General features: G+C 48.5%; 5 protein-coding genes. All 5 read left to right on the top strand.

Going from position 1 to position 13,208, the window contains the following annotated elements:
• Positions 1–185 precede the first annotated feature (185 nt).
• The 5 genes from LRP50_RS01340 to LRP50_RS01360 are packed head-to-tail and all read left to right on the top strand — an operon-like array spanning position 186 to position 13,205.
• Complete coding sequence (locus LRP50_RS01340) at positions 186–7,634, top strand: Ig-like domain-containing protein (RefSeq protein WP_274162715.1); 7,449 nt, start codon at positions 186–188, stop codon at positions 7,632–7,634.
• Positions 7,635–7,650: 16 nt separating this feature from the next.
• Positions 7,651–9,843 (top strand): type I secretion system permease/ATPase, encoded by a 2,193-nt coding sequence (locus LRP50_RS01345; protein ID WP_274162716.1) that lies wholly within the window; start codon positions 7,651–7,653, stop codon positions 9,841–9,843.
• Entirely contained in the window at positions 9,836–11,218 is a 1,383-nt protein-coding gene (locus LRP50_RS01350; RefSeq protein ID WP_274162717.1) for an HlyD family type I secretion periplasmic adaptor subunit, read from the top strand. The genes LRP50_RS01345 and LRP50_RS01350 overlap by 8 nt, the downstream gene beginning before the upstream one ends.
• 26 nt (positions 11,219–11,244) lie before the next feature.
• On the top strand, positions 11,245–12,609 hold the full coding sequence (locus tag LRP50_RS01355; protein ID WP_274162718.1) for a TolC family outer membrane protein: 1,365 nt from the start codon (positions 11,245–11,247) through the stop codon (positions 12,607–12,609).
• Positions 12,606–13,205 carry an OmpA family protein gene (locus LRP50_RS01360; protein ID WP_274162719.1) on the top strand — a complete coding sequence of 200 codons (600 nt, stop codon included), beginning with the start codon at positions 12,606–12,608 and terminating at the stop codon, positions 13,203–13,205. Before LRP50_RS01355 ends, LRP50_RS01360 begins: the two co-directional genes overlap by 4 nt.
• The last annotated feature ends 3 nt before the right edge of the window (positions 13,206–13,208 follow it).

A 13,208-nucleotide genomic window follows, 5' to 3' on the forward strand; every position in this document is an offset into this window, starting at 1 on the left:
TTTTCTCCTCTGCTCACACCGCTCTACAAAATCTTAAGTTGAACTCTCGTTTTATGAATTGCTTCTACTGTTCTTGTTCGTATGTCAACGCATGCACTACTCTTACTAATGACTCTAATAATTAACATTTTTACAACTTTTAATATTCATTCTTATTTTTGTGCTTAGTTTGGAGAAATACGACTATGAGCGAAGTCAAACTTCCATTTGGTGCAAATGTCCTATTTGTCAGTGGCGCAGCTTCTCTCAATCAACTCTCAACAAAAGTTGAAGTTGAAGTCGGTAAACACCTCAATAAGGGTCAAATACTTAACGTAGAAAGTGACACTATCATTGCTTTTCAGGATGACAACGGAAGACCATTCATCTATAGCAATAGCGATATACATACTTTAAGCGACGTACTTAGCTCAGATAATTCCCTCAATGTCGGCGATCAGGATATCGCTCAAATTATCGAGTCAATCATTAGTGGACAAGACCCAACTCAAACTGACGAGAATACAACAGCATCAGGGATGACAGTAACGAGCACGGGGACGCATGGCTTTTATGCTCTTAGCCGGGATGCTAACGAAACCATTGCCAGTGCTGGTTATGATACCAAGGCTTATGATGGTGATGAGACCGCAGCAAACACACAAGAACAACAGACTTCAAACTTCTTCGTTAAACCAGAACTAGATGTTTCAGTTGATGCGCTGACAAAAGACAGCACGCCAACAATAACCGGTACGACTAATCAACCATCCGGTTCCAGTGTCCAAATAACTATTACTGATGCGGATGGAAATATCCAAACTATCACTGCAATCGTTCAAGCTAGTGGTAGTTTCTCTGTAGATGTTCCTCAAGGTTTAACTGACGGACAGTTCTCAATTACTGCATCCCTTGTTGATTCTCAAGGTAGCCGTGTTGTGGCATCTGCTTCAGGAATTATTGATACTACCGCCCCCGGTGAAGGCACTGGCTCGGGCGGCACTGATGATTTGCCTCTCATAGCGATCCCTGAAGCCATCGGCGGTGTCGGCGAGACAGAGGTCTCAGACGGAATTGAAGTACAGGTCACCCCGCCCACAGGCACAAAACCCGGCGACACCATCACCCTCACGGTCACACAACCCGATGGCGATACCACCTCAGTCACCGCTACCGTCCCGAACGGTTGGATAAGTGGCAGCAGTGTGCCTATCATCGTCTCTCCTGAGGCATTAGGCGGCGGCAGACGTCGTTTGCCTGATGAGGGTGACTACACCATTACCGCCACCGTCACGGATTCGGCGGGAAACACCTCGGCACCCAGCGCCAACGCTGACTTCAGCATTGATACCACGGCCCCTGGTGAAGGCACGGGCGTGGGCGGCACCGATGAATTACCACTCGTGGCGATCCCTGAAGCCTCCGGCGGCGTCGGCGAGAACGAGGTCTCTGATGGTATTGAGGTACAAGTCACGCCCCCCACAGGGACCGAACCCGGCGATAAGATCACGGTCACGGTCACGCAACCCGATGGCGATACCTCCGCAGTCACTGCGACCGTCCCAAATGGCTGGACAGGCGGCACCAGTGTCTCTGTGACTGTTTCGCCAGAAGACTTAGGGGCAAGCAGCGGACAATTGCCTGACGAAGGTGGTTACACGATTATCGCCACCGTCACGGATTCGGCGGGAAATACATCGGCGTCTAGCACCGATGCTGATTTCACCATTGACACAACCGCACCCGGTGAAGGCACGGGCGTGGGCGGTACCGATGAACTGCCTTTGGTTGCGATCCTCGAATCCACCGGCGGTATCGGCGAGGCTGAAGTCTCTGACGGCGTTGAAGTACAAATAACGCCCCCCACAGGTACCGAGCCCGGCGACACTATCACTGTCACGGTCACGCAACCCGATGGTGATATCACCTCGGTCACTGCGACCGTTCCAAATGGCTGGACAAGCGGCACCAGTGTGTCTGTCACCGTTTCGCCAGAAGATTTAGGGGCCAGCAGCGGTCAATTACCTGACGAAGGCGATTACACGATTTCCGCCACCGTCACGGATTCTGCGGGAAATACATCGGCATCTAGCACAGATTCCGATTTCACCATTGATACCACTGCCCCCGGTGAAGGCACGGGCGTGGGCGGCACCGATGAACTGCCTCTTGTGGCTATCCCCGAAGCCTCCGGCGGCGTCGGCGAAAACGAAGTCTCTAATGGCATCGACGTCCAAGTGACCCCTCCCACAGGCACAAAACCCGGCGATACGATCACTGTCACGGTGACACAACCCGATGGGGATATGACTCAAGTAATTGCCACCGTCCCGAATGGCTGGGCTGGCGGGAGTAGTGTGTCAGTTACCGTTTCGCCAGAAGATTTAGGGGCCACCAGCGGGCAATTGCCTGACGAAGGTGATTACACGATTACTGCCACCGTCACGGATTCGGCGGGAAATACATCAGCATCTAGCACAGATTCCGATTTCACCGTTGATACCACTGCCCCCGGTGAAGGCACGGGCGTGGGTGGCACCGATGAACTGCCACTCGTGGCGATCCCTGAAGCCTCCGGCGGCGTCGGCGAGAACGATGTCTCTAACGGCATCGATGTCCAAGTGACGCCACCGACAGGCACAAAACCCGGCGACACCATCACTCTTACCGTCACGCAACCTGACGGGGACACCACCACGGTCACCGCAACCGTCCCAAATGGCTGGACAGGCGGCGACAGTGTCTCTATTACCGTTTCGCCAGAAGATTTAGGGGCCACCAGCGGGCAATTGCCTGACGAAGGCGATTACACGATTACCACCACTGTGACTGACTCCGCGGGTAACACCTCGGCATCTAGCTCAAGCTTTGACATCACGGTTGATACAACGTCATCCGCGACACCCACAGTTACTATTACTGACGACGCAAACAACGATGGTTTAGTCAATAGCCAAGAACATGGGAGTGATGATGTTCAGCTGACAGTCTCCGTTGACCATGGGGATTTTTCGACTGGCGGTTTAGTCACGGTCGTTGTCAATAATGACGGCGTCGTTCGAACCGAAAACCTCAAACTCGTTAGCGGTTCCTTGCAACATGAAGATGGCTCAGCCGCATCCGATTATAGCTATAACAATGGCACCATTTCCTGGAACGAGGTGGTCGCTGCTGGAGACAGTATTTCCGTCAATGCTACACAAACAGACTCTGCTGGAAATGTTTCAAGTTCTGGTACTGATTCTGCCCTCGCGACACAAGCGAGCAACGACGCTTCGTCTACACAAGAAGACGTTGCACTAAATGGCAATGTACTCACCAATGATCTTGGCAACTCCAGTGTCACCAGCTTTCTGGTAACAGGTTCTTCAACCGTTTATACCGCAGGTCAAACCGCCGTTATTTCAGGCATGGGATCATTCGCATTAAATGCCAACGGAAGCTACAGCTTTACACCTGAAACTGATTGGAACGGTACCGTTCCAGATGTGACCTACACGACCAATTCCGGTGACACCGCCACTGTTGGCATTACCGTCACAGCCGTTGATGATTCAGTAGATGCTGTAGATGACACTTATTCAATGAACGAGGACGATACGCTTGTTCTAAACCTTCTGGGGAATGATCAAGCCCCTGATGATGGGCTTGAAATAACACACATCAACGGCATTGCACTCACTGGTAGCGCTGAAAATATCGCCGTGAGCAACGGCACCGTTGTGATAGATGCTGACGGCAGTATGAGCTTTAAACCGGACGCAAATTATTTTGGTTCAGTCAGTTTTAATTATCAGGTCAAAGATAGTGATGGTTCTAGCGATACGGCCAGTGTGAACATCACGGTTAACAGCGTTAATGATGGTCCAGATGCTGTTGATGACACAACCATATTGACGGACGCCGGTGCCTATACCACTGGGTATTCAGGTCCAGCCAACGATACGACGAGGGTTGAATCTAATGGCTCAAATGCAGTCGAAGACTCCGCTTATCTAACCACAACCAAAGCGGATGGCAGCTATACCGTCGTATGGAGAGGATGGAATGGCAGCTATAGCGGTGATAATAAAGTCTTCTTGCAGAGTTTTAATGCAGATGGCTCATTGCAAGGCGATCAGGTTCAGTTGGGCTCTAGACAAAAAATCGAGTCTCCTCAGGTAACCCAACTTAATGACGACGGTGATCTATTAGTCACCTGGACGGGATACAATAATAGCGCGACATTGAATACCCACTCCTATGCCCAAGTGGTATACGCAGACCCCAGCGCACATGGCGGTGCGACCACAGGACCAGAAATCGATCTAGGTACATCGGCGCTCAGATGTGTCACCTCTGAGCATTCAGAAGATAACAGTATGCTGGTCTGGGTAGATAACTTTACCTTGTACATGCAAGTGCTAGACAGTTCCGGCGACAAAGTTGGCTCAGCGCAAGTCGTCGGCTCCGTTTCCGCCAACAGCAATGGCTATCCCATTGTATCTAATCCTGAAATCACGGTTCTCGACAACGGTAACTATGTCGTTTCTTGGAGCCAAGGTTCAACGGCAACCGCGACCAACACCGCCATGTTTTCTTCCACTGGCAGCAAAATTGGCAGCACTCAAACACTAAACATTGGCGGCACTAACGGTAATGCAGATCAAGAAACTAATATCGTCAGCACTGGCGACGACAACTATGCGGTTGTTGGGTCAAGCGGTGGTGTCGTAACACTCACACTGATTGATGCGACCACTAACGCGCCCATTGCCGGTTCAACCCAGACCTTGAATTTAGCTGGCACCACTGGCAACGACATGCCATCCATCACCAATATAGGGACGGACGGCGAATTTGTTGTCGTGTGGCGTGGCATTGAAAGCGGTGAGTGGTACACCTACATCCAGCACTTTGATGCAAACGGCGTGAAAGACTTACCCACCGAGAAGTTCCACGCCCCAGGCGGCCATGGCCCAGCAAAAGTGGTTGGTGTTGGTGATGATGGCGACTATGTCATTGTTTGGTCGAGCATTAACGGAAGCGGAAACTACGACGTACATACCCAGAAGTACAATGCGGATGGGACAAAAGATGGGTCAGAATTGACGTTCACCGGCCAGAAAGTGAACGAGAATGACCTGAATTTTGACATTATCCCTATTGGAGATAACGGTGCCTACGCGATCTCGTTTCTAGGAACGGATTCTGACGCCAATGGCGGTGATTACACAACATATATCGGTCATGTAGATGAGAATGGCAGTAAAGTCGTCACCTACCCCGATGGCAGTTCTGGTGACTTCACTGTCGCCACAGATACAGTGATTAGTTCGGGTACATACACAGTCACCTATAGCACGGGAACCTTGTACGCAAACGGTACTGCCTACCCAAGCGGCAGTCAGGTTCCGGCAAATGAATGGGTAAATGTGACGCTAGTGGGCGCGGTTGCCGCGGACTATGACTTGGTCGTCACCGCAGCCGAAGCGATCACCACCGATGAAGACACTGCCCTAGTGATTAATGTGTCCGATCTGTTACTGAATGATACCGATCTCGAAGGCGATACACTTACTGTTGTTTCAGTTCAAGCCCCCGAAAACGGCACTGTCACTCTCAATGGCGATGGCACCATCACCTTTACCCCAACGGCTGATTACAGCGGGCCAGCAAGCTTTACCTATACCGTCAGTGATGGAGAAGGTGGAACCGACACGGCCACTGTCAACTTGAACGTAACACCAGATGCCGTCGATGCAGTGAATGACGACTACACACTGAATAATGGAGGATCTGTTGCTCTCGACTTGATCAGCAATGATACGTCATCAGATAGCGGTCTCGAAGTCACACAAATCAATGGCGTCGCCTTAACTGGAGGCGCACAAAATATTGCCGTAGATAATGGCTCAGTCGTCATTGCTGGCGATGGCAGCATGAGCTTTGTTCCAGACAGTAACTTTTATGGACAGATTGACTTTGACTATCAGGTTCAAAGTGATAATGGCGACTCTGACACAGCGACAGTGACCATTGCCGGTGACGCAAACAAACCCACACTTTCTGTCGTGAACACAAACACCGATAACGAAGTCGGTGAGTCATTTTGGGCAACATTTACAATAAGTCTCAGTGACGCCGTCACTGAGCCCACAAAGGTCAAGGTCTCACTGCTTCTGGGAGTTGGCTACGACGTCAGTAATGAAGATCTAGGCAAATATGAATATTGGACGGGGTCAACGTGGGCAAATTTCAAAAACGGAAGTGAACTTACCTTATCAGCATTTCAAACTGAACTTAACGTAAGAACCCAGCCCATCAATGACTCTAAAGCGGAAAGTGCAGAGACACTCATCGTCAGGGCGGAACCCATTGCATCAGAAACCAACATTCAAAGCGGTCAAGCTGAAGACACCGTCGTTATCGTTGAATCTTATGACATCGATACAAGTGGCCTTAATTCAGGTTTTGTGCATTGGCATATTGACGCAGATGGAGTCCAACATGTCATGGGTAACCGATGGCATCCCAATGAAAAGGTCACTCTCAACGGTCCTGATGGAAGTGAAAAAGTGGTCTATGCCGATAGTGATGGCTTCTTCCATGAAAGCGGCGTGGACTATTACACCTCAGCAGGCACACTCTCTGCCCAAGGCGAATCTAGCGGAAACTCTAAAAACAATATCGAAATCACTCCCAGCATCACCCCTATCGTTCTTGATCTGGACGGCGACGGAATAGAGACCTCTGATGTAACTGAAAATCCAGTCAACTTCGACTATGACGGAGATGGACAGGCCGTTAACACTGGTTGGGTCTCAGGAGGAGATGGTTTACTGGTCCGTGACATCAATAAAGACGGTGAAATCAACGACGGTTCGGAACTCTTTGGGTCGAACACCGAGCTCCAAGATGGAACCAATGCAGCAGATGGTTACGAAGCATTAGCCCAGCATGACACCAATGCAGACGGCATCATTGATCAAAACGACACAATCTACTCGGAACTCGGTGTCTGGGTTGATACAAACATGGATGGCAAAACCGACGAAGGAGAACTTCTAAGTTTGGAAGAGGCTGGAGTCGCTTCGATTAGTCTTGATGCTCAAACCACCGACGACACACAGAACAATAACACCATAGGTAAAACATCCACCTACACCACTACCGACGGTGAAGAGCGCGCAGCTGCGGACGTCTGGTTTGCCACCCAGCAAACTGGAGAGGAAGAAACAAATATTGCTGGTTTGGTCGAGGAGCACAGTATCAGTGGCTTAGATAACAGTGAACTTGTCTGGAACAGCGATAACGTTGATGACCAACCTTGGTCTGACACGGTAACTGACTTCACGGTGGGTGAATCTCATCTTGACCTATCTGACTTAGTGACAGACCACGAAGACAACCTTCTTAGCGAAGCAGATGTTGATATGTTCGAGCAAGACGGCTCATTGGTGCTCAGGGTAGACACAGATGGTGACCATGCGTGGAACCAAGAGATCATTCTTCAGGACGTGTCGTTACAAGACATTGTCGATGAAAACGGAATGATCAAAAACGGCGTGTTTGGTGATGACAATACGAAAGAGCTCTTCCAAAAGGCAGCAGCGACAGATGTTGTAGAGAACACGCCAACGCTATTGGACGACCCAACTGTCGATCACCACTAAAAAGGGGCCATTTATCGTGCGATTAGCTGATGATGTAAAACCGCAGTGGAGCATTCCTAGCTCAGCCCAAACCACCGCGGATCCTTTGTTGGATTGCTTGGTGATACTCACCGAGTACTACGGATCTCCGTGTTCGGGTGAAGCCCTCGTGGCTAGTTTACCAATGAGGGAGGCTCGACTTACCCCAGACCTATTTCCTCAAGCATCAGCCCGAGCAGGTCTGGTCTCTAAACTCGCGAGAAAACCGCTCAATACCATTAGTGAAATGCTAACACCCTGCATTCTTCTATTGGCAGATCAAAAAGCCTGTATTTTGCGTTCTCTGGACAGTGAAAACGAACAAGCCATTGTTCAACTGCCTGATACTGGTGGAGAAACCACGCTGAGTTTGGAAGATCTCGAAGCGCAATACGTCGGGTATTCCATCTTGATAAAGAAGCAATATCGAGGTGATAAAAGCGTCGATATACATCAGCATACGAAAAAAGGTCACTGGCTATTTTCAATGCTGTGGGAAGCGGCTCCCATATACCGTGAGGCGTTACTTGCTTCAGTGATTGTCAACATTTTTGCGTTAGTTTCCCCCCTCTTCATGATGAATGTGTACGACAAGATCCTACCCAATCAAGCCTTTGAGTCCTTATGGGTACTCGCTAGCGGTGCCGCATTGGTATTTGCCTTTGATTACATTCTTCGCTACGTCAGAAGTTCGTTGATTGATAATGCGGGAAAGAAAATCGATATTGTCGTGTCTTCTCGCTTGTTTGCCAAATCCATCGGTATACCGCTAGAAAAACGCGGCCCCAGTGTTGGAGGCATGGCAAAACAAATCAGCGAATTTGATAGCGTAAGGGAAATGTTAACCTCTACGACGGTGACGGCACTGGTCGACCTCCCCTTTGCTATCTTCTTCCTTTTTATTATCTACATTTTCGCTGGTGATTTAGCCGTCGTTCCTTTGGCAGCAGGCATCATCATTATCGGCTATGCCTTTGCTATTCAGCCAAAACTTCGAGACGCCATTGAAGAAAGCAACAAGTTTGCAGGGCTGAAAAATGGGCATTTAATTGAAAGTCTCTCTGCTATGGAGGCCATCAAAGCGAACCTCGCGGAAGGGATTGTTCAAAAGACATGGCAGCAAATGATAGCGCACTCTGCAACATGGGGATTAAAGGTCAAAAAAATATCCCAGTCAGTGTCCTACCTCGCCACATTTATTACGCAAATGACTTCAGTCGTGGTGGTGATCCTAGGGGTATATCTCGTCTCTAAAGGCGATATTTCCATGGGGGGGATCATTGCCGCAGTGATGCTCTCCGGTCGAGTCGTCTCGCCTATGGCGCAGTTAGCCAACTTGCTCACACGGTCGAATCAAACAATGAGCTCTCTTCGCCAACTCGACGCGCTCATGGACCAAAGTGACGAATTTGAAGATAAAGGTCATTTGATCAGCCGACAACAACTCAAAGGCCAGATTGAAGCCTCCGCCGTCAGTTTCACGTATCAAGACACCGAAGAGCCTGTGCTTTACCCCTCTACTCTCAAAATCACGGAAGGTGAAAGCGTCGCTATCATTGGCAAGAATGGTTCAGGGAAAACCACACTGCTTAAGATGTGCGCGGGGTTATACCAACCCACGCAAGGTAGCTTGAGATTTGACGGTATTGATTCCAAGCAAATACACCCAGCCGACCTTCGCCGAAATGTGGGTTACATGCCGCAAGACATCACACTTTTTCATGGCTCTATTCGCGACAACATCCTTTTTGGTACTCGACAAGTCACTGAACATCAACTCATCCGCGCCGTTCAACTCTCGGGGGTTAGTCAATTCACGTCTTTGGATTCTCAAGGGCTAGATAAACAAGTGGGAGAACGAGGGGAATCTCTCTCGCGTGGACAGCGCCAAGCTGTCGCTCTAGCTCGATCCATTTTGAATGACCCTTCAATTTTATTAATGGACGAACCCACGTCATCCATGGATGCATTTGCTGAAAAGCAATTCATCCGCGCTATGCATCACGTCAGCAAAGAAAGGACCTTGTTGTTGATAACCCACAAAATGTCCCTGTTGGAAATCGTCGATCGCGTCGTGGTGCTCGATAAAGGACGTATTTTTCTAGATGGCCCAAGAGAGATCGTGTTGAAGAAACTGGCTCAAGGCCAGAGATCTGCTGACGAACCACGGAGACAAGCCAACAATGAGTAAAACTAAAGACCGCGAACACATCGACATGGCAGATGACATTTATGGGGCCATGATGATGGATGTGCCCCATCGCTATCGTGTGGTTGTCTGGCTAATTATTGTCATGGTGGCCGCATTCATCACTTGGGCATCAGTGTCATCACTCGATCAAGTGACGCGAGGAGACGGAAAGGTGATTCCTTCCTCTCAAGTTCAGCTCATTCAAAGCCTTGATGGCGGTATATTGCAAGAAATGTATGTCGAAGAAGGCATGATTGTTGAAAAAGGTATGCCACTTGTTCACATTGATGACACGCGATTTCGCTCAGACGTCGCGCAGCAGGAAGAAGAGGATGCAAGCCTCAACGCAAACATCATTCGGTTACAAGAAGAATTAAACAGTATTCAACTACAGGGCTTAAACACCGCTTGGCAAGATCAAATCCAGATTGATTCTACGCCACTTGTGTTTCCCGATGACCTAAGAAATAACGAACCCGAATTGGTGAAGCGCCAGCAACTTGAATATCAAGGGCATATTGATGGTCTAAAAAATAAAATAGACATACAGTCTCGCCAAGTTCTTCAAAAACAGCAAGAAATCAAAGAACTAGCAACCAAAATAAAAACACTAGAAAGCGGGGCCAAACTGGTAGCAAGAGAATATGAGCTCACTAAACCTCTCGCCAAGAAAAAGATCGTTCCGGAAATTGAGCTTCTCAAATTACAACGCCAAGTCAATGATATTCGAGGTGAAATCGCAGCGCTCTATCAGCTCCAACCCAAACTAAAAGCGCAGCAAGACGAAGCTATGTTAAAACGACGTGAGGCCGTTCTGTTGTTCATTAATGAAAACCGGACACAGGTCAGTGAGCTGGAAGCCAAGTTATCACGCCTTCAACAGGCCAAAGTCGGTTCGCAAGACAAAGTCGACAAAGCCATCATCACCTCCCCCGTCAATGGCACCATCAAAACCATTCATATCAACACACTAGGCGGCGTTATAAAACCGGGAGATAACATTCTAGAAATCGTCCCCACCGAAGACCAACTGCTTATCGAAGCAAAGATCCAACCCAAAGATATCGCATTCCTTCGTTCTGGTTTACCCACTGTGGTTAAGGTGACGGCCTATGACTTTACGCGTTATGGCGGATTAAAAGGCAAGCTTGAACATATCAGTGCAGATACAACGCAAGACGAGAAAGGCAACAGTTTCTACCTCGTCAGGATAAGAACTGACGTTTCAAATCTCGCAGACAATGACGGGTCAGATTTACCCATTATTCCCGGCATGTTAACCAGCGTGGATATTGTCACAGGAAAACGGACGGTACTTGACTACATATTGAACCCTATTTTACGCGCAAGAGAATCAGCACTTCGAGAACGATAATGAATAGTGCCCAGGAGTTTGTATATATGCTTAATTTCATCGCTATCAAACGTTTCACTAAATTTATTGTGGGGTCTTTACCTTTTGTACTATTCATTCCAACAACAGGCTTTTCCCAGTCGTTAGAACAAGCAGTCGCCAATACTCTTGCATCAAGTCCTGAAGTACGACGAGCATTCAATGCTTACAAAGCGCAACAAGAGCAAGTAGGTCAAGCATTCTCAGGATACTTACCGACGGTAGATATCACTGCTGGTTATGGCTGGGAACAAACTGACAGCCCTTCCACTCGTGCCGGAGGTAGAGAAAATGAAGCGCTGAATCCGGGCGAAGCAGGAATTAGCATTAGACAAGTACTGTTTAGCGGCTTTCAGACTCAGAGCGAGGTCGAGCGTTCGGAAGCTGAAAAAAACTCAGCGTATTGGAACCTCGTATCCGCCTCCGAAGAGCAAGCACTAAAAGCGGTCAGAGTGTATATCAAATACATTCAAGCTAAAGAGGTCGTCTTGCTCTCTGAAGAAAATCTGAAGAGTCACAAAACCATTTATGGCCAAATTAAAGAGAAGACAGACTCTGGGCTAGGCTCAGCCGCAGACCTCTATCAAATTACTGGCAGACTGGCGCGCGCAAAATCAAATGTCATCGTAGCAAAAAACAACCTGATGGATGCGGAAAGTAACTTTGTCCGGGTTGTTAACCTTACCCCCCAAAATCTCAGCCCGCCACAACCGGATATGGCACTCATTCCCACAACACGACAGCAAGCTATCTCTGCAGCAGAAAAAGAACATCCAACACTCAAGGTTTCCAACTCCGACATTACGGCTGCCAAAAAACAACGTGAAGCGGCTAAATCGGCTTATTACCCCGAAGTGAGTCTTGAGGTAAACGGCAATTGGAATAACGATAATGGCGGAACGTTAGGTCATGATAACGACATCCGAACCATGCTGCGTGTGCGTTACAACCTCTACAGTGGTGGAAGAGATACTGCGCTTGAAAAAGAGATGGCATACCGCATTGGCGAGTCACAAGAAATCAACCAAACCGCGGTGAGAGATGTCATTGAAGGAACAACATTGGCTTGGAACGCACGTATTAATCTCATTGAGCAAATAGGCTACCTGAAAGAACATGTTGTCGCTGCGCGACAAACTCAAAGTGCCTACACACTTCAGTTTGGTTTAGGACAACGCACGTTGATCGATTTACTTGATTCGGAAAACGAAGTCTTTGAATCAAGAAAAGACTTCATCGCAGCAGAGTATGACGTTCTCATCGCAGAATATCGCATACTCAATTCAACAGGACGCCTGCTCTCCTCTCTAAGGGTTCAATCTCCCTTCGCTTCCATCAACAAAACACAAAGTGAAAGTGGAGAAACAAAATGAAAATTGTATTAATGGCTCTACTTCTCCCTCTCATTGCTGGATGCAGCGGACATAGCATTGATTCTTTTCCGGAAGCCTATGTACAACCCAATGATTTAAAAGACCTAGATCTCGATGGTGTCATAAACGAAAGAGACAAGTGCCCCGAGACAATCAAAGGTGCAATCGTAGACAATGACGGTTGCTCTGGGGCCAAACACATAAATCAACGCATTACCTTGAATGTAAGGTTTCAAAGTGGCTCCTCCTATATCAACCCAGCCGACCTCCCTGAGATAGAAAATCTGGCCAACTTTCTCAAAAACCACCCTTACACAAACGTAACCGTTGAAGGCCATGCCAGCACACATGGAGATGCCCGCACGAATAAATGGCTTTCCTTGAAGCGTGCAAAAAAGGTCTCATCAGTGCTCTCATCCACCTACGGCGTTGAGCGACATCGAATACGCGCTGTGGGTTATGGAGAAGAACGACTGTTAGACACAGCAAATACACCGGATGCCCATCAACGTAATCGGCGCGTCGTTGCAGACATTAGGGTAAGCAACAAAGAAACACCGTTGAAGTGGACAATCTACACACAACTTGATGACTAAATT

Origin of the sequence: Enterovibrio gelatinilyticus, from assembly GCF_028683095.1 — a bacterium.
Taxonomy (GTDB): Bacteria; Pseudomonadota; Gammaproteobacteria; order Enterobacterales; family Vibrionaceae; genus Enterovibrio; species Enterovibrio gelatinilyticus.

Coding starts and splice junctions, on each gene's coding strand:
- LRP50_RS01360 (WP_274162719.1), top strand. CDS start 12,606: ATGAAAATTGTATTAATGGCTCTACTTCTCCCTCTCATTGCTGGATGC.
- LRP50_RS01340 (WP_274162715.1), top strand. CDS start 186: ATGAGCGAAGTCAAACTTCCATTTGGTGCAAATGTCCTATTTGTCAGT.
- LRP50_RS01350 (WP_274162717.1), top strand. CDS start 9,836: ATGAGTAAAACTAAAGACCGCGAACACATCGACATGGCAGATGACATT.
- LRP50_RS01355 (WP_274162718.1), top strand. CDS start 11,245: ATGCTTAATTTCATCGCTATCAAACGTTTCACTAAATTTATTGTGGGG.